This window comes from Microbacterium sp. 05N427, assembly GCF_056397105.1.
The window spans coordinates 62004-88971 of the sequence record NZ_JBFTMT010000010.1 but is presented as its reverse complement, the minus strand read 5'-3'; the positions used below and the strand labels follow the sequence as shown (position 1 = coordinate 88971).

At 68.9% G+C, this 26968-nt stretch carries 30 protein-coding genes, 3 tRNA genes and 1 pseudogene; 13 read left to right on the top strand and 21 right to left on the bottom strand.

The features are described 5' to 3' along the window. Positions 1-8: 8 nt before the first annotated feature. The 11 genes from lysS to hpt form a co-directional block, all read right to left on the bottom strand. Entirely contained in the window at positions 9-1493 is a 1485-nt protein-coding gene (lysS, locus tag AC1DG4_RS11370) for a lysine--tRNA ligase (RefSeq protein ID WP_477421243.1), read from the bottom strand. Between the two features lie 78 nt (positions 1494-1571). Continuing rightward, positions 1572-2279 carry a DUF2520 domain-containing protein gene (locus AC1DG4_RS11365; protein ID WP_477378223.1) on the bottom strand — a complete coding sequence of 236 codons (708 nt, stop codon included), beginning with the start codon at positions 2277-2279 and terminating at the stop codon, positions 1572-1574. Beyond that, positions 2276-4111, bottom strand: a complete 1836-nt coding sequence (locus tag AC1DG4_RS11360) for a PH domain-containing protein (RefSeq protein WP_477378221.1) — start codon at positions 4109-4111, stop codon at positions 2276-2278. The genes AC1DG4_RS11365 and AC1DG4_RS11360 overlap by 4 nt, the downstream gene beginning before the upstream one ends. Then, positions 4108-4614, bottom strand: a complete 507-nt coding sequence (locus AC1DG4_RS11355; protein ID WP_477378710.1) for a PH domain-containing protein — start codon at positions 4612-4614, stop codon at positions 4108-4110. The genes AC1DG4_RS11360 and AC1DG4_RS11355 overlap by 4 nt, the downstream gene beginning before the upstream one ends. A 112-nt stretch (positions 4615-4726) precedes the next feature. Continuing rightward, a complete protein-coding gene (locus AC1DG4_RS11350; RefSeq protein WP_477378219.1) occupies positions 4727-5242 on the bottom strand; it encodes a DUF3180 domain-containing protein in 516 nt (171 codons plus the stop codon). After that, entirely contained in the window at positions 5239-5793 is a 555-nt protein-coding gene (gene folK / locus AC1DG4_RS11345; RefSeq protein ID WP_477378217.1) for a 2-amino-4-hydroxy-6-hydroxymethyldihydropteridine diphosphokinase, read from the bottom strand. Before folK ends, AC1DG4_RS11350 begins: the two co-directional genes overlap by 4 nt. Further along, a complete protein-coding gene (folB, locus tag AC1DG4_RS11340; RefSeq protein WP_292717006.1) occupies positions 5790-6182 on the bottom strand; it encodes a dihydroneopterin aldolase in 393 nt (130 codons plus the stop codon). Before folB ends, folK begins: the two co-directional genes overlap by 4 nt. Before the next feature lie 113 nt (positions 6183-6295). Continuing rightward, positions 6296-7087 (bottom strand): dihydropteroate synthase, encoded by a 792-nt coding sequence (gene folP, locus AC1DG4_RS11335; RefSeq protein ID WP_477378215.1) that lies wholly within the window; start codon positions 7085-7087, stop codon positions 6296-6298. Beyond that, positions 7084-7677: a GTP cyclohydrolase I gene (gene folE, locus AC1DG4_RS11330; RefSeq protein WP_477378213.1), complete on the bottom strand. Its 594-nt coding sequence runs from the start codon at positions 7675-7677 to the stop codon at positions 7084-7086. The genes folP and folE overlap by 4 nt, the downstream gene beginning before the upstream one ends. A gap of 3 nt (positions 7678-7680) precedes the next feature. After that, on the bottom strand, positions 7681-9684 hold the full coding sequence (gene ftsH, locus AC1DG4_RS11325) for an ATP-dependent zinc metalloprotease FtsH (RefSeq protein WP_477421242.1): 2004 nt from the start codon (positions 9682-9684) through the stop codon (positions 7681-7683). Between the two features lie 128 nt (positions 9685-9812). Continuing rightward, positions 9813-10364 carry a hypoxanthine phosphoribosyltransferase gene (gene hpt, locus AC1DG4_RS11320; RefSeq protein WP_477378209.1) on the bottom strand — a complete coding sequence of 184 codons (552 nt, stop codon included), beginning with the start codon at positions 10362-10364 and terminating at the stop codon, positions 9813-9815. Between the two features lie 120 nt (positions 10365-10484). Between hpt and AC1DG4_RS11315 the strand changes: the two genes are divergently transcribed. Beyond that, positions 10485-11105: a DUF937 domain-containing protein gene (locus AC1DG4_RS11315; protein WP_477378207.1), complete on the top strand. Its 621-nt coding sequence runs from the start codon at positions 10485-10487 to the stop codon at positions 11103-11105. A gap of 430 nt (positions 11106-11535) precedes the next feature. Here the strand turns inward: AC1DG4_RS11315 and tilS are convergent, their stop codons facing one another. Then, positions 11536-12525, bottom strand: coding sequence for a tRNA lysidine(34) synthetase TilS (tilS, locus tag AC1DG4_RS11310; protein WP_477378205.1), 990 nt, complete (start codon positions 12523-12525; stop codon positions 11536-11538). A gap of 121 nt (positions 12526-12646) precedes the next feature. Between tilS and ppa the strand changes: the two genes are divergently transcribed. Beyond that, a complete protein-coding gene (gene ppa / locus AC1DG4_RS11305) occupies positions 12647-13138 on the top strand; it encodes an inorganic diphosphatase (RefSeq protein ID WP_477378203.1) in 492 nt (163 codons plus the stop codon). A 77-nt stretch (positions 13139-13215) separates the two neighbouring features. On the opposite strand, the gene AC1DG4_RS11300 is transcribed toward ppa, so the two are convergent. Continuing rightward, positions 13216-14592 (bottom strand): peptidoglycan DD-metalloendopeptidase family protein, encoded by a 1377-nt coding sequence (locus AC1DG4_RS11300; RefSeq protein ID WP_477378201.1) that lies wholly within the window; start codon positions 14590-14592, stop codon positions 13216-13218. A gap of 256 nt (positions 14593-14848) precedes the next feature. On the opposite strand from AC1DG4_RS11300, the gene AC1DG4_RS11295 reads away from it, so the two are divergent. From AC1DG4_RS11295 to AC1DG4_RS11285, 3 genes are all read left to right on the top strand, one after another. Continuing rightward, positions 14849-14921 (top strand) — tRNA-Glu (locus AC1DG4_RS11295). Positions 14922-14948: 27 nt separating this feature from the next. Next, positions 14949-15022 (top strand) — tRNA-Asp (locus AC1DG4_RS11290). 77 nt (positions 15023-15099) lie between these two features. Beyond that, positions 15100-15172 (top strand) — tRNA-Phe (locus AC1DG4_RS11285). Positions 15173-15487: 315 nt separating this feature from the next. Here the strand turns inward: AC1DG4_RS11285 and AC1DG4_RS11280 are convergent. After that, the gene (locus AC1DG4_RS11280) at positions 15488-16024 is read right to left on the bottom strand and encodes a hypothetical protein (protein WP_477378199.1); all 537 of its coding nucleotides are present in this window, start codon (positions 16022-16024) and stop codon (positions 15488-15490) included. A gap of 254 nt (positions 16025-16278) precedes the next feature. Here AC1DG4_RS11280 and AC1DG4_RS11275 point away from each other — a divergent pair, with 254 nt between their 5' ends. The 3 genes from AC1DG4_RS11275 to AC1DG4_RS11265 all read left to right on the top strand — a co-directional run bounded on the left by AC1DG4_RS11275 (position 16279) and on the right by AC1DG4_RS11265 (position 17766). Continuing rightward, positions 16279-17037, top strand: a complete 759-nt coding sequence (locus AC1DG4_RS11275; protein WP_477378197.1) for a response regulator transcription factor — start codon at positions 16279-16281, stop codon at positions 17035-17037. Continuing rightward, positions 17034-17324, top strand: coding sequence for a hypothetical protein (locus tag AC1DG4_RS11270; RefSeq protein ID WP_477378195.1), 291 nt, complete (start codon positions 17034-17036; stop codon positions 17322-17324). Before AC1DG4_RS11275 ends, AC1DG4_RS11270 begins: the two co-directional genes overlap by 4 nt. A gap of 136 nt (positions 17325-17460) precedes the next feature. Then, the gene (locus AC1DG4_RS11265; protein ID WP_477378193.1) at positions 17461-17766 is read left to right on the top strand and encodes a DUF7882 family protein; all 306 of its coding nucleotides are present in this window, start codon (positions 17461-17463) and stop codon (positions 17764-17766) included. A gap of 83 nt (positions 17767-17849) precedes the next feature. On the opposite strand, the gene AC1DG4_RS11260 is transcribed toward AC1DG4_RS11265, so the two are convergent. From AC1DG4_RS11260 to AC1DG4_RS11250, 3 genes are all read right to left on the bottom strand, one after another. After that, on the bottom strand, positions 17850-18074 hold the full coding sequence (locus AC1DG4_RS11260) for a hypothetical protein (RefSeq protein WP_477378191.1): 225 nt from the start codon (positions 18072-18074) through the stop codon (positions 17850-17852). Between the two features lie 56 nt (positions 18075-18130). Beyond that, a complete protein-coding gene (locus tag AC1DG4_RS11255; RefSeq protein WP_477378189.1) occupies positions 18131-18370 on the bottom strand; it encodes a hypothetical protein in 240 nt (79 codons plus the stop codon). A 188-nt stretch (positions 18371-18558) separates the two neighbouring features. Continuing rightward, complete coding sequence (locus tag AC1DG4_RS11250) at positions 18559-19215, bottom strand: response regulator (RefSeq protein WP_477378187.1); 657 nt, start codon at positions 19213-19215, stop codon at positions 18559-18561. A gap of 321 nt (positions 19216-19536) precedes the next feature. On the opposite strand from AC1DG4_RS11250, the gene AC1DG4_RS11245 reads away from it, so the two are divergent. The 3 genes from AC1DG4_RS11245 to AC1DG4_RS11235 all read left to right on the top strand — a co-directional run bounded on the left by AC1DG4_RS11245 (position 19537) and on the right by AC1DG4_RS11235 (position 22286). Further along, on the top strand, positions 19537-20703 hold the full coding sequence (locus AC1DG4_RS11245; RefSeq protein WP_477421241.1) for a sensor histidine kinase: 1167 nt from the start codon (positions 19537-19539) through the stop codon (positions 20701-20703). Between the two features lie 347 nt (positions 20704-21050). Beyond that, a complete protein-coding gene (locus AC1DG4_RS11240; protein WP_477378184.1) occupies positions 21051-21698 on the top strand; it encodes a Pr6Pr family membrane protein in 648 nt (215 codons plus the stop codon). Between the two features lie 51 nt (positions 21699-21749). Beyond that, entirely contained in the window at positions 21750-22286 is a 537-nt protein-coding gene (locus AC1DG4_RS11235) for a hypothetical protein (RefSeq protein ID WP_477378182.1), read from the top strand. A 38-nt stretch (positions 22287-22324) separates the two neighbouring features. On the opposite strand, the gene AC1DG4_RS11230 is transcribed toward AC1DG4_RS11235, so the two are convergent. Further along, a complete protein-coding gene (locus AC1DG4_RS11230) occupies positions 22325-22828 on the bottom strand; it encodes a MarR family winged helix-turn-helix transcriptional regulator (RefSeq protein WP_477378180.1) in 504 nt (167 codons plus the stop codon). Between AC1DG4_RS11230 and AC1DG4_RS11225 the strand changes: the two are divergent. After that, positions 22727-23629, top strand: a pseudogene (locus AC1DG4_RS11225) (EamA family transporter); the annotation flags it as partial. The gene AC1DG4_RS11230 and the pseudogene AC1DG4_RS11225 sit on opposite strands and share 102 nt — an antisense overlap. A 122-nt stretch (positions 23630-23751) precedes the next feature. Here the strand turns inward: AC1DG4_RS11225 and AC1DG4_RS11220 are convergent. The 3 genes from AC1DG4_RS11220 to AC1DG4_RS11210 are packed head-to-tail and all read right to left on the bottom strand — an operon-like array spanning position 23752 to position 25368. Then, the gene (locus AC1DG4_RS11220; RefSeq protein ID WP_477378178.1) at positions 23752-24696 is read right to left on the bottom strand and encodes an amidohydrolase family protein; all 945 of its coding nucleotides are present in this window, start codon (positions 24694-24696) and stop codon (positions 23752-23754) included. A gap of 43 nt (positions 24697-24739) precedes the next feature. After that, a complete protein-coding gene (locus AC1DG4_RS11215; protein ID WP_477378176.1) occupies positions 24740-24952 on the bottom strand; it encodes a helix-turn-helix transcriptional regulator in 213 nt (70 codons plus the stop codon). Beyond that, on the bottom strand, positions 24952-25368 hold the full coding sequence (locus AC1DG4_RS11210) for a hypothetical protein (RefSeq protein WP_477378175.1): 417 nt from the start codon (positions 25366-25368) through the stop codon (positions 24952-24954). Before AC1DG4_RS11210 ends, AC1DG4_RS11215 begins: the two co-directional genes overlap by 1 nt. A gap of 194 nt (positions 25369-25562) precedes the next feature. On the opposite strand from AC1DG4_RS11210, the gene AC1DG4_RS11205 reads away from it, so the two are divergent. Continuing rightward, the gene (locus AC1DG4_RS11205) at positions 25563-26933 is read left to right on the top strand and encodes an MFS transporter (protein ID WP_477421240.1); all 1371 of its coding nucleotides are present in this window, start codon (positions 25563-25565) and stop codon (positions 26931-26933) included. The last annotated feature ends 35 nt before the right edge of the window (positions 26934-26968 follow it).

The following is a 26968-nucleotide window of genomic DNA, read 5'->3' as shown; positions in this document are numbered from 1 at the left end:
CGGATGCGTCACTTCACGAGCGGGAACAGGATCGTCTCGCGGATCCCGAGGCCGGTGATGGCCATGAGCAGGCGGTCGATACCCATGCCCATCCCGCCGGTCGGCGGCATGCCGTGCTCGAGCGCGCGCAGGAACTCGTCGTCCACGCGCATGGCCTCGAGGTCGCCGCCCGCGGCGAGCTTGGCCTGTTCGACGAAGCGCTCGCGCTGGATGACGGGGTCGATGAGCTCGGAGTAGCCCGTGGCGAGCTCGAAGCCGCGCACGTAGAGGTCCCACTTCTCCACGACGCCCGAGATCGAACGGTGCTCGCGCACGAGCGGGGAGGTGTCGACGGGGAAGTCCATCACGAAGGTCGGCCGCTCGAGGCCTCCCTTGACGAAGTGCTCCCACAGCTCCTCGATGAGCTTGCCGTGGGTGGCGTGCGGGGGGATGTCGACGCCGTTGGCCTCGGCGAACACGATGAGATCCGCGACCGGGTCCGACGGGGTGAAGGCTCGCCCGGTCGCCTCCGACAGCGAGTCGTACATCGAGATGCGCGCCCAGTCGCCGCCGAGGTCGTACTCGGTACCGTCTGCCCAGGTGACCAGAGTGGATCCGGCGACCGCGATCGCGGCGTTCTGGATCAGCTCCTGGGTGAGGTCGGCGATGCCGTTGTAGTCGGAGTAGGCCTGGTATGCCTCGAGCATCGCGAACTCGGGGCTGTGCGTCGAGTCGGCGCCCTCGTTGCGGAAGTTGCGGTTGATCTCGTACACCCGCTCGATGCCGCCGACCACGGCGCGCTTCAGGTACAGCTCGGGGGCGATGCGCAGGTAGAGCTCGGTGTCGAACGCGTTCGAGTGCGTGATGAACGGACGGGCGGAGGCCCCGCCGTGCTGCACCTGCAGCATGGGGGTCTCCACCTCGAGGAAGTCGTGGCTGGTGAAGGTCTGGCGCAGGCTGGCGTTGACCGCCGCACGGGCGCGCACGGTGCTGCGAGCCTGATCGCGCAGGATCAGGTCGAGGAAGCGGCTGCGCACGCGGCCCTCCTCGCTGAGCTCGCCATAGGCGTTGGGCAGCGGCAGGATCGCCTTGGACGCGATCGTCCAGCCATCGGCCATGATCGACAGCTCGCCGCGGCGGCTGGAGATCACCTCGCCGTGCACGAACACGTGGTCGCCGAGGTCGACGAGTTCCTTCCACTCCGCAAGGGACTCCTCCCCCACGTTGGCGAGCGAGATCATCGCCTGGATCCGGGATCCGTCGCCCGCCTGCAGCGAGGCGAAGCAGAGCTTGCCGGTGTTGCGGCTGAACACCACGCGGCCCGCGACGCCGACGAGCACTCCGGTCTCGGCGCCGGGCTCGAGCTCGCCGTATTCGGCGCGCAGCTGCGGGATGGTGTGCGTGACCGGCACGGTGACGGGGAAGGCGCCGCCCGCCGCGTCCGCGCGATCGGCGATCAGCCGCTCGCGCTTGGCCAGACGCACCGCCCGCTGCTCGAAGGTGTCCTCGGTCACGGATCCCGAAACCGTCGATAAGAACGTCGGTTTCGGGACGCAGGTTCGGTCTCGCGGTCAACAGGTTCGGTCTCGCGGTCAGAAGGGGTCGGAGGGGGTGAGCGGATCCGGCGGGGTCGCCTCGCGCAGGGCGCGGTCGAAGGTCGACGAGACGAGCGCGGAGAGGAATCCGCCTGGGTTCTCTACGCCGATCCCCCGCAGGATCCCCGTCGCCTGGCCGACGATCGAGCGCGCGAACTCCGAGGCCGTCGAGATGGCCTCGGCATATGCTGGTCGGTCCGCTTCCTCGATCACCACGGGCTCGCACCCGAGCTCCACCGCGAGGGCCTGCGCGATCGGCAGCACCATGGCCGGCGCCGTCACGGCCGCGTACGAGGCCTGCAGCTGTCGCAGATCGAGCGTCGTGCCGGTGAACGAGATCGCCGGGTGCACCGCGAGCGGGATGGCCCCACTGCGCGCGGCGGGCTCCAGGACGTCGGTGCCGTAGGCGGGATCCGTATGCAGCACGAGCTGACCCGGCTGCCACGCACCGAGCTCCGCGAGGCCGGACACGAGCCCGGGCAACTGATCGTGCGGCACCGCGATCACGACGAGCTGCGAGGCGCGGACGAGCTCGGGCGTCTCCATCACGGCGACGCCCGGCAGCACCGCCGCCGCTCGATCCGGGTCGGATCCCGCGGAGATGCCGACGAGGGCGTGGCCGGCGCCACCGAGCGCCGCGCCGATCACGGGGCCCACATGGCCGGCTCCGACGATGCCGACGTTGAGACGCCCCGCGCGCGTCATGAGGTGCGCTCCGCGGATCCGCCGAGCCCGGCCGGCAGGCTGTGCCCCGAGGGAAGCCCGAGAGCCCCGGGCAGACCCTGACCCGAAGGCAGACCCTGACCCGAAGGCAGACCCTGACCCGACGGCAGACCCTGCCCCGACGGCGCAGGTTCGTGATCCTCGGCCCAGCGGTGCGCCCGGTCGGCCGCTGCCGCGCGAGCGGCCGACACCGACAGCGTGTTCAGCATGCCGAGCAGCACCTGGCTGTCCAGACCGGAGACATCGCCGCGCACGGGGCCGACGGCGGAGTGGGCCTGCGCCTTGGCGACGCGCTGCAGCCGATCGATCGGGCCCTGGTGCAGCGAGAAGCCCTGCAGCCGGGCGAGCGGGAACACGGCCAGCTGCCGCCAGACCCTGCCGCGGCGCAGCAGTAGCGCGAAGTCGGTGAGCGCCGCGCCGTGCCGGCGCCAGGACAGCGGACGCCGCCACCAGGCGCGCGGCGGGATCGTCGCATACGGATCGCCGGCCACGGGCCCCAGCACGCCCTGCTCCCAGATCAGCGGCAGCACCTCGGCGGGGACGTCGGGCAGGATCAGCCCCAGCACTCGCTCGACATCCGCGCGTGCCCCCACCGGCAGCACGATGTTGAACTGCTGCGCCTGGCTGGACTGCTGCTGGGAAGCGGCCTTACCGCTCATCCGGTTGATGCGCACCGACCACCAGCCGAACGGCCGCCACAGCAGCGGCTGCATCACTTCGACGGCGAAGATCCGCCCGGGAGGAATGGTCTCGGTCACCGTCGTGAACAGTCCGAACGTGATCCGCACGCCGTCGGGGGTGGGTGCGATCGAGTAGCGCAGCGCCCGGGCGATCCTGCTCCAGGTCACTGCGATCGACGCGAGCAGCAACGGGATGCCCATCGCGAGGGCGATGCCGATCGCGATCGCGCCTCCGGCCGGCCCCGCGTCGCCCAGGATCGCCGGGAGCGTGCCGACCATGCCGCCCACGAAGATCACCGCGAACAGCGCGAGCCAGGTGAGACCGGACAGCACATGCGAGCCGACGAGACGCCCGGTGGGGATCCGCAGCACGTGCTCCGGTGCGATGTCGTCCAGATCCACACCGGTGATCAACCCGGTGACGCCGGCGTCCATCGAGGCTGCGAGCTGCGCGCGCATCGTGCGAGCGGCTGCCGCGTCGCCGCTTCCGCGCGTCGCCTCACGGGCGTGCCGCGCACCGGAGGCGAGGCGCAGGATGTCCGCGCGCACCGACTCGGCCTTCGCCGTGGAGAGGTACTCGAGGGGCACGTTGGCGTCATTGCCGGCGCCGTCGACCTCGAGCTTCGCGAGCCCGATGAGGCGTGCGGGGAACGGGCGGGTGAGGTTCACGCCCTGCACGCGATCGAGCGGAGCTCTGCGGTGCGAACGGAACACCACACCCTTGCGGACCTCCACGTGCGCGTCGGTGATGCGGAAGTCGTGGAAGCGCCACATCAACCAGAACATCCCCACGAGCAGCACCGCGAGCGCGAGCACTCCCAGCAGCACCACGAGCACGAGGTGGTTGTTCACGACCCAGTCGACCGGATCTCCGCCGAGCTCCGGCACACGCGTCGGCGTGAACAGCGAGATGATCCAGTACACGATCCTCTCGCGCAGGTTCGCGATCAGATAGCCGATCACGATCACCAGCACCAGGCCGCCCTTCAGGAGCGGCGTGAGCGGGTGCATCCGATGCCACTCGCCGTCGGCGAGCGAGGGCGCGCCCGGCGCCCTTCCCTGCACGGCCGTCGGGAAGGGCACGGCCCCCGGCACGGGAGGCGAGCCGTACGGCTGCTGCTCCGGCGTGCTCACAGGCCGGTCCGGCGCATCTCGGCGACGTCGATGAGGGTGTCCCGCAGCGACTCCGCGGCGTCTTCGGTCATTCCGGGGATCTCGACGCCGGTGGTCGCGGCGGCGGTGACGAGCTTGAGCTTGGCGATCCCGAAGGCCCGGTCGACCGGCCCGCGGGTGATGTCGACCAGCTGCATGCGGCCGTACGGCACCGCGATCATGCGCTGCCACAGGATCCCGCGGCGGAAGACGATGTCGTCGGCGCGCAGCATGTAGCCGATCGCCCTGGCCTGACGCGGCAGGATCACCAACTCGAACAGGATCACGACCGCGATCACGCCCGCCACCGTCCAGGCCCATGGCCAGGGCTGGGCGAGGAGGGTCGTGGCGGCGTACGCGCCGACCGCGATCACCGCGAGCAGGATGATGCGCAGCAGCACCTCGGCGATCACGTACTTCGGCGAGATCTGGTGCCATGCGCCGTCCAGGGCGAGTGCTCCGCGCGCCGCAGGTGTGCGGAGCACCGGATATGTGCCGTCGTCGAGTACCGGAGCGGCCGCGGGCGCCGTGTGCACGGCGGGGACGGCGTTCGCCGACTGGGCACGCGCCTGGGCGCGCGTCGGCGGCACGACGGGATCAGTGCCCGGGATCTGCGGCGGTTCGGGAATGGTCGTCATCGTCGTCCTCCAGGCGCGGCCCGTTCAGGCCGTCGGGGTCGTGGGGCCCGTTTCCGGGCAGCAGGCAGAAGCTCTCCGCGATCACCGCCGCGATCGTGAGCACGAGTGCGGCGGCGGCGGTCGCGATGATCGAGCCTATCGGCGGCGTGATCGGCCGGGAGAGCAGATAGGCGATGAGCCCGATACCGAAGCCGGTGATCACGGCGCCGACCAGACTCGATGCCCTGGCGAGCATCGCGATGCGCAGCGCGCGGAACGGATTGACCGGCGGTCGATCGGCCGACCGCGTGCTGCGCCGGATCGGCCAGGCGAGAGCCAGCACCGCGAGCGCCAGCAGCACGAGGAAGATCGGCAGCAGGATCGACGGCGTGAACGTGGCCCTGCCCGTGGTGGTCATCGCGTGGTCGAGCAGGAACCCCGCCGCCGCGCCGGCGAGAGCCAGCACGGACAGCAGAACAGGGGAGATCCGCTTCATGAGCCGTCCTCGAGTGCGGCCAGCAGGTCGGCCACTCTGCCGCGTCCCGGCAGCACCGCATCAGGATCCACGTCGAGCCACGGTCTCAGTACGAAGGTGCGCTCGGCGGCGCGAGGATGCGGCAGCAGCAGATACTCGTCGTCGCTGCGCAGGTCGTCGTACGTGATCAGATCGAGGTCGAGGGTGCGATCACCCCAGCGCACGGCGCGGATGCGTCCGTGCTCCTCCTCGATCGCATGCAGCATGCCGAGCAGGACCTGCGGTGCGAGGCGCGTGGTGACGATCGCGACCGCGTTCGCGAACTCCGGGGCCTCCGGATCCGGCCCGTCCAGCCGCACCGCCACCGTGCGGAAGATCGTCGAGACGCGCACGTCGTCGACGAGGGGCAGGCGGCGGATCGCGTTCACGGCCTCCTCGATCGTGGCCGTGGTGTCGCCGAGATTGGAGCCGAGTGCGACGACCGCCTCGACCGGCTCCTCCTCGGGACGCGGGTCGATCGCGGGCAGACGCCGTCCGCGCGGGACCGGCGGGATCGGGTGCGTCGGTGTCATCCCTCGCTCCATTCGCGCTGCACGTGGCTCACGCGCTGCACCGTGACGGACACGTCCGCGAAGGTCAGCGGGATCGGCGCGTGCGGCTTGTGCACGGTGACCTCGACGCCGTGGATCCGCTCGTCCTCGAGGACCATGTCGGCGATGCGGGTGGCGAGCGTCTCCAGCAGGTTCACGGGCTCACCGGCGACGACCGCCGCGACCCGCTCTGCGAGCTCGCCGTAGTGCACGGTGTCGGCGACGTCGTCGCTGGCCGCAGCCTGACGCACGGAGAGGTGCAGGCGCAGGTCGACGATGAAGTCCTGACCGTTCTCGCGCTCGTGCTCGAACACGCCGTGCCGCCCGAACACCGTCAAGCCGGTCAGCGTGATCGCGTCGAGGAAGTCCATGCCCCCCAGCCTACGGCGAGGGACCGACGTGGACCGCGGCTGTCCGCGAAGGGCGAAGCACAGGCGCCCGAACCGCAGAAGGCCAGCATCGCGCCGGGGCGGGCGTCCGCCGTTCAGCCGTCCCAGGCGCCGAGCACCGCGAGGGCGTCGCGCGTGGCGGCGACGTCGTGCACGCGCACGGCCCATGCCCCGGCGCGTGCGGCGAGCGCGCTCGTCACGGCGGTCGCCAGATCCTTGCGCCGCTCATCGGCGTCGTCGCCCAGGGCATCGGCGAGGAATCGCTTCCGCGAGGTCCCCACGAGCACGCGTGGTCCGAGCGCGACGACGTCGGCGAGCTCGCGCAGCAGGTCCCAGTTCTGCCCCGCGGTCTTCGCGAAGCCCACGCCCGGGTCGACGATGATGCGGGAGGGGGCGATGCCGGCCGCGGCCGCGGCCGCCACGCGCTCGCGCAGCTCCCCGGCCACCTCGCGGCCGACTCGCGCGTACTCGGCGCGGGCGTACATGTCCGAAGACGGCCCGCGCCAGTGCCCGAGCGCGATGTCGGCGCCCGAGTCGGCAACCGCTGCGAGCATCTCCGGATCCGCGAGGCCTCCCGAGACGTCGTTCACGATGCGAGCGCCTGCGCGGACGGCGGCGATCGCGGTGGCAGCGTTCAGCGTGTCCACGCTCACGGGGATCCCCTCCGCGGAGAGGCGCTCGATGACCGGCAGCACGCGGCGTTGCTCCTCGGCGACGGGCACCCGCTCGGCGCCGGGCCGGGTGGACTCCCCGCCGATGTCGAGCACATGGGCGCCCTGTGCACGCAGCAGCAGGCCGTGCGCGACCGCGTGGTCGGCGTCGGCGTAGCGCCCGCCGTCGCTGAACGAGTCGGGGGTGGCGTTGACGATCCCCCAGATCGCGGTCATGACGGGGCGCCCGACCCGATCAGCGCGATCAGCTCGGCGCGCGCGACCGGATCCGTGTACACGCCCCGCGCCGCGATCGTGAGCGTCGACGCCTCGGTCTGACGGCCTCCGCGCATGGTGACGCAGCCGTGCACCGCGTCCATCACGACGAGCACGCCCTGCGCGTCGAGGTGGGAGGCGATCGCGTCGGCGATCTGCTCGCCGAGCCGCTCCTGCACCTGCGGGCGGGATGCGAGGATCTCGACCACCTTGACCAGCGCGCCGAGACCCACCACCTGCTCCCCCGGCAGATACGCGATGTGCGCGTGCCCGGCGAACGGCAGCAGGTGGTGCTCGCACACCGAGCGGAACCGGATGCCGCGCAGCAGCACCGCCCCGGAGGGCAGGGTGTCGGGCGCGGGACCGTGCGAGACGCTGATCGTGTGCGCGAGCGGTGCGCCGGGATCCTCACCGAGGCCGGCGAAGAACTCGGCGTACAGGTCGGCCATCCGGGCCGGGGTCTGCTTCAGCCCTGGACGCTCCGGATCCTCGCCGATCGCGAGGAGCAGCTCACGGGTCAGGCTCGCGACGCGGTCCCGATCGACGGCCATCGCTCAGGCCGTCGCGGGGCGCGGCTTCCCGCCACCCGCGGTGCCCGCCCGGCGCTCCGTCGACGRCTGCGCCGCCTCGGTCGCCGCGGTGCCGACCTCGACGCCGCGCTGCGGCATCTCGATCGGGGGCAGCAGCGACACCGGACGGTCCTCGCTCGAGAGCCACTGCGGGCGCTCGGGGAGCTTGCGGATCTCGGTGAAGATCTCCGCGATCTGGTTGTGATCCAGAGTCTCCTTCTCGAGCAGCTCGCGGGCGAGCTTGTCGAGGATGTCGCGGTTGGCGCTGATCACCGTGTAGGCCTCGTTGTGCGCCTGCTCGATGAGCGCGCGCACCTGCGCGTCCACCCGCTCGGCGACGGTCTCGGAGTACTCGCGTCCGCGGCCCATGTCACGACCGGCGAAGGGCTCGCCGCCCTCCGTGCCGAGCTTGACCGGTCCGAGCTCGGCGGTCATGCCGTATTCGATCACCATCTTGCGTGCGATGGACGTCGCCTTCTCGATGTCGTTCGAGGCACCGGTGGTCGGGTCGTGGAACACGATCTCCTCGGCCACACGGCCGCCCATCGCATAGGTGAGCTGGTCCTGCAGCTCGTTGCGGGTGACCGAGTACTTGTCGTCCAGCGGCAGCACCATCGTGTAGCCGAGAGCCTTGCCGCGGGGCAGGATCGTGATCTTGGTGACGGGGTCGGTGTAGTTCATCGCCGCCGCCGCGAGCGCGTGACCGCCCTCGTGGTACGCCGTGATGAGCTTCTCCTTGTCCTTCATCACGCGGGTGCGGCGCTGCGGGCCGGCGATGACGCGGTCGATCGCCTCGTCGAGGGCCCTGTTGTCGATGAGCTGCGCGTTCGAGCGCGCCGTCAGCAGGGCGGCCTCATTGAGCACGTTGGCCAGGTCGGCACCGGTGAAGCCAGGCGTCTTGCGGGCGACGACTTCGAGGTCGACGCCGTTCGCGAGCGGCTTGCCCTTCGCGTGCACCTCGAGGATGTGCTGGCGGCCCTTGAGGTCGGGCGCGTCCACGCCGATCTGCCGGTCGAAGCGGCCGGGGCGCAGGAGCGCGGGGTCGAGGATGTCGGGGCGGTTCGTCGCCGCGATCACGATGACGTTCGCGTTCGGGTCGAAGCCGTCCATCTCGACGAGCATCTGGTTCAGCGTCTGCTCTCGCTCGTCGTTGCCGCCGCCGAGACCCGCACCGCGGTGCCGGCCGACCGCGTCGATCTCGTCGATGAAGATGATCGCGGGGGCGTTCTCCTTGGCCTGCGTGAAGAGGTCGCGCACGCGGGAGGCGCCCACGCCGACGAACATCTCGACGAAGTCGGATCCGGAGATCGAGTAGAACGGGGCGCCGGCCTCACCGGCGACGGCGCGGGCGAGCAGGGTCTTTCCGGTTCCGGGAGGGCCGTACAGCAGGACGCCCTTGGGGATCCGCGCGCCGATCGCCTGGAACTTGCCCGGATCCTGCAGGAACTCCTTGATCTCGTGGAGCTCCTCGATGGCCTCGTCGGCACCCGCCACGTCGGCGAAGGTGACCGTCGGGTTCTCCTTGCTCACGAGCTTCGCGCGGGACTTGCCGAACTGCATGATCTTGCTGTTGCCGCCCTGGGCGCTGGATAGCAGCCACCAGAAGAGCAGGCCGAGCAGCACCATCGGGATGAGGATCGACAGGAAGCCGTCGAACCAGCTCGCCTTCGGCACGGCGTCGTTGTAGCCGTCCTTCGGCGCGGCATCGTCGATCGCCTTGACCACTTCCGCCGCACGGGCCTGGACGTAGTAGAACTGCACACTGTCCGCGCCCTTGTACGGCTTGGACAGCGTCATGTCCACGCGCTGGTCGCCATCGGTGTTGACCACCTTGGTGACCGTTCCGCCCTTGAGCAGATCCAGACCGTCCTTCGTCGACACCTGGGAGGAGGATCCGAGGTTCGAGATCAGCAGGAACCCGCCGATCAGGAAGAGACCGATCAGCACCACATACGTGAGCCAGCTGCGCGTGATCTTCTTGACATCCATGATCAGATCAGCGTAGCGCGAGAGCCTTAGCGCCCCCCTGGGGATTCGCCCACGGCGTACCCTTCGTCACGTGGTTCCTGAGCGAGCGCGGCGAGACGAAGGACGCTCCTCGCTCAGGGGCCGAAGTGTCAGGCGTATACGTGCGGCGCCAGCACCGCCACGTCGCGCAGGTTGCGGTAGCGCTCGGCGTAGTCGAGGCCGTAGCCGACGACGAACTCCGGCGGGATGTCGAAGCCGACGTACTTGCAGTCGATCACGACCTTTGCCGCCTCGGGCTTGCGCAGCAGCGCGAGCACCTCGATCGACTCGGCGCCGCGCGAAGCGAAGTTCTCCAGCAGCCAGCTCAGGGTCAGGCCGGAGTCGATGACGTCCTCGACGATGAGCACGTGCTTACCGTGCAGGTCGGTGTCCAGGTCCTTGCGGATCTGCACGACCCCGCTCGACTTGGTGCTGGCGCCGTAGCTCGACACCGCCATCCAGTCCATCGGCGCCGAGAACGGCAGCGCGCGGGCGAAGTCGGCCATGACCATGACGGCCCCCTTCAGCACGCCGACCAGAAGCAGATCCTTGCCCGCATAGTCTTCGGCGACCCGTGCGGCGAGCTCGTCGAGCTTGGTGCGGATCTCCTCCTCTGTGACGAGGATGTCGGTCAGGTCGTCGGGGATGTCCGCAGCGCGCATGGATCGATTTTACGCGACGGGATCCGTTCTCCCGCAGGCCCCCCTCGCCCGCTACTGTGAGCGGAGAGGCGGGGTTGCGCTTGGGGGAACCGAGCCCCCGTCGCGGACGGAAGGAGTCCCATGGACATCGACGAGATCCTCAACCAGGTGCCGATCGGCGACATCGCCCAGAAGCTCGGCGTCAGCGAGGACGTCGCGCGGCAGGCGGTGCAGGAGGGCGGTGCCGCGCTGCTCGGAGGCCTCGCCAAGAACGCCGAGACCGCGGAGGGGTCCTCCGCGATCGAGGCGGCGCTCGCCAAGCACGACGGCTTCTCCGGTGCGGCGTCGATCAACGACATCGACGAGGCCGACGGCCAGAAGATCGTGTCGCACGTGTTCGGCGACAACGCCGATCAGGTGGCGCAGACCCTGACGAGCGAGAAGAAGACCGCCGGCATCGACTTCGGCAAGCTGCTCCCGATCCTCGCCCCGATCGTGATGGGCCTCATCGCGAACAGCCAGAAGGGCTCGGCCGGCGGCAGCGGCGGCGGCGGTCTCGGCGACATCCTGGGCGGCCTCTTCGGCGGCGGCCAGCAGCAGGGCTCGGCGCCTGCCTCGGGCGGCACGGGCGGCGGCCTCGGCGACATCCTGGGCGGGCTCGGCGGCCTCTTCGGCGGCGGCCAGCAGGGCTCCTCGGCCGGCGGCGCGGGCGGCATCGACATCGGCGGCCTGCTGGGCGGCCTCCTCGGCGGCAAGAAGTAGGACGATCACGAGACGCGGCTCCCCCGGGGGCCGCGTCTCGTCGCGTCCGGGGGTGTGGATCCGGCGGGGCCGGGGGGGGGCCGGCGAGTGCACGGCTTGTTCACGCTACGCCCGCGGAAGCCGGCCGACTGCACGGGATCCTACCGAGTGCACGGCTTACCCACGCCAAGAAGCCGTGCACTCGGCAACAAGCCGTGCACCCGCGAGCCCCCACCGAGCGCGGCCTGTTCACGCTGCGCTCCACACGAGCCCGCCGAGCACACCGGATCCTGTCGAGCGCACCCCTTACCGACGCCGAGCCCCGTCAGATCCGGCCGAGCACACGGGATCCCGTCCAATGCACGGCTTACCCGCGCCAAGAAGCAGTGCACTCGGCAACAAGCCGTGCACCCGCGAGCTCCCACCGAGCGCACGGCGTATTCACGGACCCCTAGCGCGCGGCGAACACGATCCGGCCGTCGATGCGGGCCGCAGTGCAGCCCGGCAGATCGAGCGGGCCCTGGCCAGACCAGTCGGTCACCAGACGGGCAACCTCGACGGTCTGCGCGCGGGTCAGGCCGACGCCGAACTCGCTCTGCACGACGAGGCGGATCACGCGATTGCGCAGGGCCGCAGGGTTCGCGGCGAGGGCCGCGGCGCTGACGGAGATGCCCGCTTCGGCATGCTCCACGATGTCTTCGATGGTCTCGTGGATCATCTCGTCGAACGCTTCTGCGTCCTCGCGCAACTGCTCGGCCGTGCGAGCGAGCGCCTCGGCGATGCCCGGCCCCAGCTCGGCCTCGAGCACCGGCAACACGCGCTCGCGGACGCGCACGCGCAGGTAACGGGGATCGGCGTTGTGCGGATCGTTCCAGGCGTCCAGCGCCTCCGCGGCGCATGCGGCGCGCGTCGTCTCGCGCCGCACCGCGAGGAGCGGACGGATCCACGTCGTGCCGTCCTCGTCGATCCGCACCGGCGCCATGCCCTGCAGGCTGCCGGCGCCGGATCCGCGGGACAGCCCCAACAGCACCGTCTCCGCCTGGTCGTCGAGCGTGTGTCCGAGCAGCACCGGAGCGTCCTCCCCCTGGGCGGCTCGACGCAGCGCTGCGTAGCGGGCGGTCCGTGCGTCGGCTTCGGGGCCCTCCCCCGACTCGGCGACGACGACCCTTTCCACCAGCGCTTCTATGCCGAGCACGGAGGCCTTCGCGGCGGCCTCGGCCGCGACGAGCTCGGATCCGTCCTGCAGCCCGTGGTCGACCGTCACGCTGCGCACGCGGATCCCCGCGGCGCGCGCCTCGAACGCGGTGGCGGCAGCCAGCGCCAGGGAGTCGGCGCCTCCGGAGAGCGCCACGGTCACCGTGGCCGGCTGTTCGGGCAGAGCGGCCAGCGCGGCGCGCACGGCACGGCGGATCTCGGCGACGGCGGGAGAGAGGGACGGCACGCTCTCACGCTACCCGGGTCGGACTCCGCGTCCGCCGTCCCCTGACGCCGGCGGGCGCTCAGGGGCGCGCGCAAGTAGGCTGGTGCGCGGCATCCAACCGTCTTTCCTGAGGAGTACACGCATGGGCGCACACGACGCCGTCATCGAGATCCCGCGCGGCAGCCGCGTGAAGTACGAGGTCGACCACGAGACCGGGCGAGTGCACCTCGACCGGGTGCTCTACACGACCTTCGGCTACCCGGCCGACTACGGCTACTTCGACAACACCCTCGGCGAGGACGGCGACCCGCTGGACGTGCTGGTGCTGCTCGACCAGGCCATCTTCCCCGGCGTCGTGGTGAACGTGCGCCCGGTGGCCGTGCTGAAGATGAGCGACGAGGCCGGCGGGGACGACAAGCTCGTCGCCGTGCTGAGCAAGGACCCGCGCTGGTCGCACATCCAGGACATCGGCGACCTTGCCGAGTACACGAAGAAGGAGATCGCGCACTTCTTCGAGCACTACAAGGACCTCGAGCCCAACAAGTGGGTCAAGGTCGATGCATGGGGCGACGCCGCCGAGGCCCAGCGGATCCTCGACGAGGCCATCGAGCGCTTCAAGAACGACGGTCACTGAACCTTCGGACCTAGATCACGAGAAGACCCCCGGTGCCGCTCAGCGGCCCGGGGGTCTTCTCGTGAAGGATCCGAGGATCAGCCCATGTAGACGCCCTGGTTCTGCATGAAGTCGATGGGGTTGATGGTGCTGCCGTCCTGATAGACCTCGAAGTGCAGGTGGCAGCCGAAGGATCCACCGGTGTTGCCGGCATAGGCGATCACCTGGCCTGCGTTCACCCAGTCTCCGACGCTCACGTTGTATCCGCCATCAAGGATGTGTCCGTATCCCGTGCCGAGACCGGAGCCGTCGCTGTTGTCGATCTTGATGTAGTTGCCGTAACCGCCGCTATACCAGGCGACGACGACCTGGCCGGAGTGCGCCGCGAAGATCGGCGAGCCACAGCTGCCGTCGGCGAGATCGACGCCGGCGTGGAAGCTGGACGAGCATCCCCAGGAGGAACAGTCAGGAACGCGGTAGCCGTAGCCGGAGGACTGGTAGCCGCCGAACGGGCGCACCCAGCCGCCGCTTCCGGCCGAGCCGCCACCGCCTCCGCCGCCTCCGCCGCCACCGCCGTTCTGTCGAGCGGCTTCTTCGGCGGCCTGGCGTTCGGCCTCGAGCTGCGCCTGACGGGCAGCCTCCGCGGCAGCGCGAGCCGCCTCACCGGCCTGATACTGAGCGACGGTCTTGGCCGTGGTGTCGTGCAGGGCGGCGAGCTGCGCTTGCAGCTGGCCGAGGTGCGCCTGCTGATCCGCGAGAGCTTTGGCAGCGGCCTCGGCCGCCGCCTGGGCCTTCTTCATCTTGTCTTCGGCGACCTTCGCGAGGCGATCTCGCTCCGCCTTGGCCGTTGTGGCCTGATCGGTCAGAGACTGCGCGGTGTTCTTCGCCTCGAGGGCCTTGTCGTAGATCGCTTGAGTGCCCGAGAGCACGCGGTCCATCTGTCCCAGACGCTGCAGAAGCTCGTCCGTGTTGGCCGTGGACTTAGAGAAGAAGAGCTGCAGGGCCGTGGTGTCGCCCCCGTCGCGCGAGAGCTGCGCGGCGATCTGCCCGGCCTTGCTGGCACTGTCGTCCGCGACCTTCTTCTGCGTGTCGGCCTGCGTCTGCAGATCGGCCAGCCGGCGGGCTTGCGCATCGAGCGCCTGCTGGGCGACGAAGTATTCGTTGCCGGCGGCGTCGGCCGCGGCCTTGGTGTCCGCGACGTTCTGCGTCAGCGAAGCAATGAGCCCCTGGATGACGCTGACCTGGTTCGCGGCGGCGTCCTCATTGGCCTTCGCCGCCTGCACGTCGTCCCAGCTGGGGTAGTCGTCGGCGTAGGCAGCAGGTGCGCCGAGGAAGAGGCCCAGGATCAGCGCACCCACGGTGGCGAGGCTGAGCACGGCGCCGCCACGACGGCGTCCCTGGCGTGCCGCGCGGGCACGCCGAACGAGCGACGCCTGTCCGGAATGGCGGGCGTCTTCGATGTTCGGATGGTTCACGCGGCTCCCTTTCGCCGGTTTCACTCATGTCACACTAACAACATCAGCATCTTTCGCAACCCTCGGATCTCGCTCGGGATCGGGAATTCTTCAGGTCGTCATCTGCTGGTCGTGCGTTCGGTGGCGGGACGGGACCACCCTTCATTCTGCCCCCGGACACGCCCGGGATCCAGAGGGACGCGCGCTCGATTGGTGTTTTGCCTCAGAAACCCCTTATGCTTGAGCGTCGGCAAGGGAACCCCCGAGGTTCGCCTCCGGCCCCATCGTTTAGCGGCCTAGGACGCCGCCCTTTCACGGCGGTAGCACGGGTTCGAATCCCGTTGGGGTCACTCTTTCCGATACAATTTCATAGTTCTGGCCCTGTAGCGCAGTTGGTTAGCGTGCCGCCCTGTCACGGCGGAGGTCGCGGGTTCAAGTCCCGTCAGGGTCGCTCCAGCGACAGGCCTTTCTTCGGAAGGGCCTGTCGTGTAGGGCGCAGGTCAGAAGCTTCCACCTTCCGGTCTGTGCGGCTCTGTAGCTCAGTTGGTAGAGCGTTCGACTGAAAATCGAGAGGTCACGGGATCGACGCCCGTCGGAGCCACAAGGGTGATCGTTACAATCACCCCAGAAACCCTCGCGTAGCTTCTACATCGCGGGGGTTTCGCCTTTTCCCCGGCGAACCTCGGTTCCCACACGCTCCCCTGGGCTGCTCTTGCCTAGTCGTTGAGCGCGCGAAGTTCCCGGTTGCTGAGAGCGCCAAAGCGAGACGAAACGCGCCCCTCCGCACCTCGCCGCTGAGCCAACCAATCGAAGGTCGATTTGGCGCTAGCTCGGGTATGCTGAGAGTGCGGCGGGCAGTAGCCCCTCGGAGCCTGGCAGTCTTCCGGACGGTATGACGAGCCAGGCTCACGTGTTTCTACAGCCGCGTGACGCGGGACTCGACGATCGCCTCCGCTCGGCGGATCCAGTCCCCTCCGCTTGAGTAGCACCAGGCGACCGCATCGCTAACCCACAGCAGCGGATGCTCATGCGGTGCCGCATGCTGATACCGGAAGCCCGAGACGCCGTCGGATCGCAGAATCTCAGCGATCAACCGGCGGTCGGCGCGTTCCACGGACTCGTCACGCTCGATGATCATCTGATCGATGCCGTCGCGAGCAGCCTCCTCGACTAACGCACGAAACGTCAGTGGGCGGGCCTCCTTGTCGGACCGCTGCTTCACGATCCAGACGGACACCCGAACATCGAGAGCGCACATGCGCGACAGGATCAGTCGCCGTCTACCGTCGCTCTCGCTCTTGAAGTGGATTCGCCGCTGTCCCGGTTTGAGCAGCGCCCGCAGCGTTCGTTCGGAGGACCGAATGCCTCCGACAACCGCCGCTGTTGCAACGACGTAGTAGCCGCGCGCCTTCGACTCGTCGACATAGACGCGGTCAGAGGGACAGAAGGGCACGGTTCAAACCTAGGGATCACCACCGACTCAACCGCGACCTCATGAGTGCTCGACAAACGCGTAACTCCAGCGCCGCTGATCTGACGACGAACGGATCCCTCGGGCTCCTCGATTCGTTTCACCCCTAGGGGTGAAGACAGCGACCCCGCGGTTGGTTAGCGTGAATCTCAGCAAGTCAGTGACAGGGATCTCTCGACCACCTCCCTCGGCCGAGAGCGCAGGATCACTGAAGACCGAAGAAGGGCAGGACTGCCGTGACGGACACCGACGACAGTCAGCGCGAGCGGGAGAGCGATCCGAGGTTGCGCATCGCTTTGGTGAACGACTACGAGGTCGTCGTGCGCGGTCTCGCGGCCATGCTCCGTTCGTACCAGGACGTCATCCAGGTCGTCGAACTGGACCTCAACAAGCCCGTCAGCGGCTCGGTCCACATCGCCCTCAGCGACACCTTCGCGTCCACCCACGGCGACCGCGCCGACGTTCGAGAGCTTGCCGGGAACCCACAGGTCGACCGAGTGGTCGTCTACTCGTGGGCTCGCGACGAGAGCTCGATCCGCGCCGCGATCGCGGACGGCGCCGATGGCTACGTGTACAAGGGCATCCCCGCGAGCCAGCTGGTGACCGCCCTGCAGCAGATCTGCGCCGGCGGCCCGCAAGTGTGGATCGACACGCAGGGCAGACCTGCGATCACGGCGGGCGACTGGCCGGGCCGCGAAGAGGGACTCACGGTTCGCGAATCGGAGGTTCTGGCGCTCATCACCCAGGGTCTGTCGAACGCGGAGATCGCCGAGCGCACGCACCTGTCGATCAACTCCGTCAAGACCTACATCCGTTCCGGGTATCGCCGCATCCGCGTGATGTCCCGCACGGAGGCGGTCCTGTGGGGCGTCGAACACGGATTCCGCCCCGACCGCCTGCGCGTGCGAGACCCGGAGATTCCTGCATCGAACGAAGGCGGCGACGACGTGGGATCCGAACTTCCGCAGCCCGACGATGAAGTGAGCGTCACATGACGCCCGATACGCGGTTCGAGCTTCGACAGGTCTCCGGCAATGAATGGATCATCAGCGACCATCAGTACGACGCGCACGACGAGCGATCCACCGTGGCATGCATCTTCCGGGCCGACGACGAGTGCGAGGTGACCTGGCTGGTCGAGTTCGGCCTGCCCACACGGTTCGGTTGCCCGGCGAACGTCGTGGAAGAACGTCGCCGGACGCTGTCGCGCAGCACGAAACCGATCCCGATCCCACACTTCGCACCTCTGACCGCGCAGAGGATGCTCCGACAGGAGCGCTGAGCGCGTAAGCGCCATCCCCCACCGCGGGTTCGCCTCCTCGATCCCATCGAGGACCGCGCGCTCGCCACTGAACAACTGCGCTGTCTTCGCACGTCTTCGCGCGAAATACAGCAGACCGAATGAGAGAAAGACCGACATGGGCGCGCTTTTCTATGGCAGTTCCGAGCACCAGATTGAGATCGACGATGTGGCGCTCGCCCATCTCAAGGTCGTGATCGCGACCAAGCTGCGCCGCAACGAGAGCTTCACCCTGTCGTGGCGACACGATGAGGGGCAGCCGCGGGGCAGATCGACGATCTGGCTGCACCCGTCCGTCCAGCTGCGGTTCGAGTTCAACGAACCAGAGCCGCCGTCGCTGGATCCCGCGCGCATCCAGTCCTATGCGAGCTCGGCCAACACGTCCGGCGGGATCCTCATCCCCGACGAGCACATCCTCGGATAGGGCTCGCTCGCGGCGGAGCTATGCCTGCCGCACCACCGGCACAAAGACGTCGCCGTCGAGCGAGAACCAGCCGAACGGATGCTTCATCGTCGGCTTCCTTCGCCGATTCGGGCCGCCTGGCGCTTGCCCATCGTGGATCCTGGAGGCACACCCGGGTGCGTCGTCTCGCGGAGGTAGGGGATCGAGACCACCACGGCGAGGAGCAACGCGCATGCGACGACGAACACGATCGGCTCCGCAGAGCCGAGAAACCCGTTTCCTGGCGAGCGGGTGAGGTGAGCGATGAGATGGCTCACTCCGATCACCATCAGACCTCCTGCCGCGATCAGCCCGCAGACCATTCGGGCTCGCCTCAAAACGGTGATCATGTGGTCGAACTCGCCGCCGACCACATCAGCTTCAGGAAGACGGCGCCTACACCGATGACGACGCCTGCCATGAGGAACACCTGCGCCCACAGGAGGGTCGCGGTGAAGAGACTCGAGCCGCGCTCCAGTCCGACGAGCGCAAATGCGGTCATGACAGTCCCCGCGACGACGAGCACAGCCGTGAGGCCGATCGCGGCGAACGTCGCCGACTTCAGTTGATGGCGAGAGTCGGTCATGTCATCTCCTCACGGCGGCACGGCCTCACGAAGCTCGATCAGGTGCCGGTCTCGTCAAGGCGTGCAGACATGGCGCGAACGGGAACGCGCCAGGATCCATCGTCTCGAGCATGCGGCCCTGGGCGATAGGACGAAGGTGCAGATCTCGCTAGACGAACGTCTAGCTCGCGCGACGGATGTCCGGGTGCTCAGGTGAACGAGACGAGCCCGGAGCGGGCAGCGCGGATCAGCACCTGAACACGATCACGGACGCCCCACTTCGCGATGATGTTGCCCAGGTGCGCCTTCACGGTTCCTTCGGAGACATGCATCTCCAGGGCGATCTCCGCGTTCGAGAGGCCGGCAGCGAGGAGCCGGACCACTTCGATCTCCCGATCTGAGAGCTCCTCGAACTCCTCGAACGGCTCGACGGCCGGCGTCGAGGTCTCGCGGATCGAGGCGATGAGCCGCGTGGTGACCCGCGGAGACAGGACGCCGTTGCCCGCAAGCACTCCGTGCACGGCCGCGACGATGTCGTCGGGATCGGTGTCCTTGAGCAGGTATCCGGCGGCTCCCGCCCTGAGCATGGGCATGATCGACTCGATCGACCCGAACGTCGTGATCGCCAGAACCTTCGTGTCCGGCGAGTGCTCGATGATCCCTGCGGTGGCCGCGACGCCGTCGACGCCGGGCATCTGCACGTCCACCAGAGCGACGTCCGGACGCAGTCGGCGCGCGGCCGCGATCGCGTGAGCGCCGTCCGGCGACTCCTCCACGACCTCGATGCCCGCGGTGGTCAGGAACACCGCGAGAGCACGCCGCACCAGCGGATCGTCATCGGCGATCAGCGCGGTCGTCGAGGTCATGATCCGAGACTACGCGCGCGAGTGCTCGCCGAAGGTCAGAAAAGGACTGGCCAGAAGTCCTGGTAGCGCTGGCCGAAGGTCCAATGTGCGCGCTTCCCGCACAGATCCAGCATGCAGACACCCGACCGAGCGACCCGACGCCCGGCTCAATCTGCGAAGGAAGTGCGCCATGTTCATCGTCCAGACCTATTCCGGAATCTGGGACTGGCTCTGCAAGACGTTCGGCGTCTGCAACTAGTGATGGTGTCGCAGGCGAGGTGGGTCAGCGCCTCACCTGCGACCTTCACGGCTCACGGAGAGCGGCCCGCGATAATGAGGGCCATGCCTTCCGAGCCGTCGCCCCCGGTCCATCGGGTGACTCGTCTGCTCCGGCTCGGCGCGTCGATACCGCTCGTGACGGCCGAACGCCTGACGCTGCTCGCCCTGATCTCCGCGGGCGTCATCATCAGTCTTGTCATCGTGTTCGTCTCGCCCTCGGACGACATCGTCTCCTCGGTGTTCCAACTCGCCCTCACAGCCGCGTTCGCGCTGTTCGTATGGTCACCGCTCCTGGCCGTCGTCATGCTGCTGTCGGCGATGTGCGTCTCCTTCACCGTCGCGAACGAGGGCGCGACGCTTGTCGCGCTGGCGGTCGCCATGGGCTGCGTCGTGAGGACCGGGACCAGGCCACTGCTGGTCACCTTCGTCGGCGGCTTCCTGCTGTCGGGCGCGGCCGCCGCGACGTTCGCGGTGCCCGGGCTCACACTGACCAACTTCGCCGCGGCAATGGTCGTCGCGACAGTTTCGGGCGCAGTCGGCTATCTGCTCACCGTGGGATCCGCGCGCGAGCGGCGTCTCCAGCAGAGTCTGCGCGCGCAGCAGCTTGCCGAACAGGAAGCGGCCTTCGCCGAGCGACAGCGGATCGCCGACGAACTCCACGACGTCATCGCCCACGATCTCACCGTCATCGCGATGTACACCCGAGTCCTGGAGCAGCCCATCGACGAGGAGCTCCGAGAACAGTCCCAGCAGACGATCCGCGATGCCGCGCACAAGGCGCTCGGCGACCTGCGCCGGGTGGTCGAACAGGCGAAAGGCCCGGCGGTCCTCGCCGAGCCACCTCGTGAGAGTCTGGCCGACGCGCTCGAGAGTGCGCGGTCAGAGCTGCATGGCGTAGGGGCCACGCTCGTCGTCGACGGGGACGCGGCGGATCCCCGGGTTCCCCGCGTCATCGACGCGGCACTCGCCCGCATCGCGCGCGAGTCGATCACGAATGTGCTGAAGCACGGCGGCCGCGGTGCCGTCGAGATCGCCGTGCGAGTCAGTTCCGGCATCGTGCGAATGTCCGTGCGGAGCCCCCTGGCGACGAAGGCTTCGCGAGACGCTCTCCCCTCCGGCGGATACGGCATCATGYGGATGACGGCACGGGCGCAACAGCTCGGTGGCGAGCTCACGGTCGGCTCCCAACACCACTCCTGGGTGCTCGAGGTGCAGTTTCCGCTCGTCTGAAGTCCGGGGCGGGAGGCGCGAAACAGCTCTGCTCGATTTCGTGCTCGTGGTCAACCGAGGGACGAGACTTCGTGTCCTGGCCAGAAGTCCAGCGATCTCTAGACGTTTGTCCATTCCCGCAGCTGGAGCGTCTTGACAGGATCAGTTGCCGCTTCGGCTGTGTGAAGCGGCCGGTGACCCAGCACCTTCACGCCAGGCCACGGGACGGCTCGGGGGCATCGCAGCCTTCATCCCGCGGTCTTCGCGGTCATCGATCGACTGGAGGGCATGCAGGGAGGGGCGTTCAGCTCCTCCCTGCATCCACGCGCTCAGACTTCAGCACTCCCGGCACCGGGTATCGTCGCACCATGACGACGATGCTCACGCCGCCGCTCCGCGCGCGGGTCGTCGGGACGATGCGCCTCATCGCAGGCGCCGTGGTGATCGCGATCCTGCTCCTCACCTTCTTCCAGGGCGGAGCGGTCAACGGGTTCAATCCCTTCAACTACTTCGGCTTCTTCACGAACCTGACGAGTCTGTTCACCGCAGGCATCCTGATCCTCACGGGGGCCCGCGGCATGGCCGGCCGAGTCGCGCCGGGCTGGCTGTACGACGCGCGGGCAGTCGCGACCGCGTGCATGCTGCTGGTCGCCGTGATCTACAACATGCTGGTTCCAGGAACCGGATCCGCTCCGCCCTGGGTGAGCGTCACGCTGCACATCGTCTTCCCCACCCTGCTGGCGCTGGACTGGTTGCTGATCGGCGACCGCCGGCCGATGCAATGGTCCCGCCTGTGGATCCTGGCCCCCTACCCCGTCGTCTGGCTCGTGGTGGTCCTCGTGCGCGGGGCCACGGACGGATGGGTACCCTACGGGTTCCTCCTGCCCGAGCGAGGTGCCGGAACGATCGCCCTGACCGGTCTCGGTCTGCTGGCCGTGCTGGGCGTGGCGGGAGCGCTGGTCTGGTGGGCGAGCCGCCTTCCCGGGCTGGTCCCGGCCGCGGTAAACGCGCGCTGACCACTCCCGCCCCGGCTCGCGCGGTCGGTCCCGACGTGCGAGAGTTGAACGGTGATATATCAGAGCGGACGCGCGACGGCGCTGATCGGAATCGCTGCCGCTGCGGCCCTGCTCTTGAGCGCGTGCACTGCACACCCGCACGAGGAGAGCCCCCGCGCCGCAGTGCCGAACGGCGCCACGGCGCAGAAAGCCGAAGGGGCGGCTACGCAGCCAGCGACCGAGACGCCGCCCCCGCCGCAGGGCGCCGCTGACGCGTTCCGCGCATGGCTCGACGAATCTCGCATCCCTGACGCCGCGGCGTCGTGCGCCGCCCTCTCCCCCGAACTCGCGACGCGGATGATCGCCGAACTCAACGCGCGCGGCCCGATCCGGGTCTCGAGCTGCGACGAGATGATCGCCGTCACGGCAGAGCTCTATCGAGCCCTCGATCAGGATGCATCGGTGGACATCTCCGTGCAGCAGGAGACCGCGACCGACGCGACTCTCTTCGTCACCTATCTCGCGACCGGCAAGTGCGGCACCGTGGTGATGACACGACCCGCTTCCGACTGGATCATCACTGAGCAGTCCCAGGAGTGCGCCGCCTGAGCCGCAGTACTCCGAGCCGCAGCACCCGAACACCCGAGTCAGTCGCGCGCTTCGAAGTGCGCGAGCCACCCCGCCAGCGTCGCCTCCAGCGCCGCACGCTCCGACGCCGGCACCATCGCCAGCAGCCGCTGCTCGTTCCCGACGTGATCGGCGAAGGCGGCATCGATCAGCGCCTTGCCTTCGGCCGTCAGGGCGATGACGCGGCCTCGGGCGTCGCCGGATCCGACCCGACGGGTGACGAGGCCCGCCCCTTCGAGACGGTCGATGCGCTTGGACATCCCGCCACTCGTGATCATCGTCGAGGCGGCGAGGTCTGTGGGGCTGGCCTCGAAAGGCTCCCCTGAACGGCGCAGCGCCGCCATCACGTCGAAGTCGCCCTCGGACAGTCCGTGCGCCTGGTACACCGCAACGAGCTCTTCGGTCAGGGCGAGCGCCAGACGATGCAGGCGCCCGATCGTGCCGATCGGGGTCACGTCGAGATCTGGACGCTCCCGTCGCCACGCCTGCTGGATCCGTGCCACCTGATCATCGAAGTCCGTCACCTCTTCACTATATCTTCCAAGGAAGCTATAGTGTCTTCCATGGAAACTAATCGGAGATGGTTCGCCGTCGCGATGATCGCGCCGATCGCCTGGGGAAGCACTTACTTCGTCACGCGCGAGTGGCTCCCGGACGCGCCCGTCTGGGGTGCGGCTATCCGCGCCCTGCCCGCCGGGCTCGTGCTGCTGGCGCTGGTCCGACGACTCCCCCGAGGCTCGTGGTGGTGGAAGTCCGCCGTCCTCGGAACCCTCAACGTCGGCGCCTTCTTCGTGCTCGTGTATGCCGCGGCGCAGCTGCTGCCGACGAGCATCGCGTCGACCATCATGGCCACCTCCTCCGTCGCGATCGCAGTCGCCGCATGGGCGATCCTGCGCGAGCGTCCGGGGATCCTGCGCCTGCTCGGAGCGTTCGTCGGCATCGGGGGCGTCGCGCTCATGCTGCTCGGCACGGCCACCGCCGTCGACCCGAAGGGCGTGATCGCGTCGGTCGCCGCGATGGCCATGTCATCGATTGGCTTCGTCCTCGCCAAGCGCTGGAACAGCGAGGTCGGGATCCTGCCCTCCACCGCCTGGCAGCTCGTGTTCGGCGGCGTCGCGCTCATCCCGTTCGCCATCATCGTCGAGGGTCCGCCACCCGTGGTCGACGGCGCGGGCCTGGCGGCCTACGGCTACCTCACTCTGGTCGCGACCGCTGTCGCCAACGTCGCATGGTTCGCCGCGCTGAAGCATCTGCCCGCCGGCACGGTCGGTCTCGTCGGCCTGCTCAACCCGGTCACCGGCGTGCTTCTCGGCGTGCTCGTCGCGGGCGAGGTTCTCGAAGGACGACAGCTCGCGGGCCTGGCTCTGGCCCTCCTCGGGATCGCCGCACCTCTCGTCCTCGATGGACTCGTGGCACGGCGTCGGCAGGCACGCACCGCGGCGCTCGGTCAGCTCGCGAGCACCGGAGACGGATCCGTCGACGATGCCCCTGAGCCGGATCCGTCCAGTCCCAGCAACCGTCGCGGAGTGTTCCACAGGACGTCTGCGAGCCACCGATCCCCCAGCCCCCAGCCGTCGAGCACCTCTAGCTGATGCGCGTAGGGGTACGGGATCGAGGGGAAATCGGTGCCGAGCACCACCTTCGACCCGAGACCAGCGAGCGTCTCGGCGTAGCCGGGCGGCAGCGGCGCGATCCGCTCCATGTATGACGTGCCCACCATCGTCGTGTCGAGGTACACGTTCGGATGCTGCGCAGCCAGCTCGGCGAAACCGAGGTAGTCGGGAAGCCCCGCATGCGCGATGACGAGCACGAGCGACGGATGCCGCTCGACGAGCGCGCGCACCGGCTCGAGGCCCGTGTACCGGCCCGCGTGCGGACCGTTGCCGCAGTGGATCACGACCGGCGCCCCTGCCGTCGCGACCCGCTCCCACGCCTCGGTGAGGAGCGGATCCATCGGCGAGAATTCGCCCACCTGCACGTGGATCTTGAACACCTGCGCGCCGCGCTGCAAGGCGCGTTCCGTGACCGAGCCGGCATCCGGCTCCGGGAAGAACGTCGCCGACGGGATCGCGTCGGGATGCGCCGCCGCGAACTCCACGGCGTAGTCGTTGAGCCACTGCGCCATCCCTGGGCGGTGCGCGTAGCTCAGCGTCGTGAACCGGCTCACCCCGATGGTGCGCAGCTGCGCGACGCGCTCGTCGTCCGTGCCGCGATAGCGGATCGGCCAGGCCGGCACACCGCGCTCGACCACGCGATCGAAGAAGCCCCACACCTTCTGCTGCACCCGGTCCGGCATGAAGTGCACGTGCAGATCCACGATCCCCGGCATGCCCCGCTCCCGCAGCCAGGCGGGGACGGCGGCGTCGGAGAGCGGCTCAGCGGAGGCGGACATCACGGTCAGCCTATGCCGCCGGCGCGCACGTGTGCTGCGCGATCTACCGCCTGCGCACCGGCGCAGCCGCCGGCGTGAACAGCTCCTCGATGCGCTTGCCGAACAGCTCGGCGATGCGGAACGCCAAAGGCAGGGACGGATCGTACCGCCCTGTCTCGAGGGCGACGACGGTCTGGCGCGACACGTCCAGCCGCTCCGCGAGCGCCGCCTGGGTCCAGCCCCGCTCTTCGCGTTCGGTGCGGATACCGTTCTGCATCAGGCGTGGGGCGCGCCGGTGAAGAGGTTGGTGATCTGCCACGACAAGACGCCGGCTATGCAGATCAGCCACCCTCCGTTCGGCACCGCGAGATCGGCTGAGCTGAGCACGGCGAACACCACCGAAACCAGCATGGCCACGACGAATCCGACGGCGAGGCCCGGGAAGAACAGCTTCACCTGGTACTCGTCCATCTGGCGCACACGCAGCACGGTCGCAGCGACCATCCACACGAACGGGATCAACGGCAGCACCACGAGCACCCAGCGCCACGGCGTGGGCTGATGCCCCCACGCGGAGAGGGCGAAGAAGGTCAGGACGAAGAGCCCGGACCCGATCCACATGCGGATCTGGAATGCTCGGCGTCGCCGGAGCTCGGAGGGCGATTCCCCCTCCATGTCAAGGTCGCTTGTCATGGAGAGAGGCTACGTCGGCATATTCGGCATGTCAAGGAGACTTGTCACCATCGTGGGCCGACGGGACCGCTTCGGGCTCCATCATGTGCATTCCTGCACACTCCGTCCACCGCATATGGGCATTGTCGCAGCGCCGTGGTCGGCTCAGGCTGGAGAATCGACAGACGTCTCCGAGCGTGCAAAGGAGCACACACATGGCGTACGAGACAGCATCCCCCTCCGGCCTGCGTCGGGTCGTGGCCGCCTCCATGGCGGGCACGGTCGTCGAGTGGTACGAGTTCTTCCTCTACGCGTCGGCGTCGACGCTCGTGCTGGGCACCGTCTTCTTCCCGCCGTCCGACGATCCCTTCAGCGGCATCATCGCGGCCTTCGTCACGTATGCGATCGGCTTCATCGCCCGACCGCTCGGCGGGATCGTGTTCGGGCACCTCGGCGACAGGTACGGACGCAAGAAGCTCCTGCAGGCCAGCATCCTGATCATCGGCGCAGCCACCTTCCTCATCGGCTGCCTGCCCGGCTTCGCACAGGTCGGCTATCTGGCGCCGGCCCTGCTCGTACTGCTGCGCTTCGCGCAGGGATTCGCGATCGGCGGCGAGTGGGGCGGGGCCGTGCTCCTCGTGGCCGAGCACAGCCCTCGAGAGCAGCGCGGCTTCTGGGCCAGCTGGCCGCAGGCGGCGGTGCCGGTCGGCAACCTGCTCGCCACGCTCGTCCTCTTCGCGCTCTCCTCGACCCTGCCGCAGGACGCCTTCCTCAGCTGGGGCTGGCGGATCGCGTTCTGGCTGTCCGCTGTGATCGTGCTCATCGGCTGGTACATCCGCACCAAGGTGACCGAGGCGCCGATCTTCCTGGAGATGAAGAAGGCGCAGGAGCAGGAGGCGTCCACGAGCTTCGGCCCCCTCGAGGTCGTGCGCCGCTACCCGCGCGGCGTGCTCGTCGCGATGGGGCTGCGCGTCGCCGAGAACATCCTCTACTACGTGGTCGTCACGTTCTCGATCGTGTACCTCACCCAGACCGTCAAGGAGGCGACGTCGGCGACGCTCCTCATCCTGGCCGGTGCCCACGTCGTGCACTTCGTCGTCATCCCGCTGTTCGGCCGGCTGTCCGACCTGTGGGGTCGCAAGCCCGTGTACGCGGCCGGCGCTGTGCTCGGCGCCACCTGGGGCTTCTTCGCGTTCCCGATGATGAACACCGGCAACCCCGTCATCATCTGGGCGGCCATCGCCCTCGGGCTCGTCTTCCATGCCGCGATGTACGCGGGGCAGCCCGCGATCATGGCGGAGATGTTCCCGACCCGGATGCGGTACTCCGGCGTCAGTCTCGGCTACCAGGTCACGTCGATCTTCGCCGGCTCACTGGCCCCGATCATCGCCACCAGCCTGCTGGCGCAGTCTGGATCGAGCGTCCCCGTCGCGATCTACGTGGCGATCGCCTGCGCGATCACGCTCATCGCCGTGGCCGCCGCGCGCGAGACGAAAGGCACGGATCTGCGGGCGCTCGACGCGGACGATCGCACACGGCTGGCGGAGCGGACCGGATCCGCGAACCCCGTTCCCACGCGGCGCTGACCTGCGGGCTTCGCGCGGCGGCGCTTCTTCGGAGC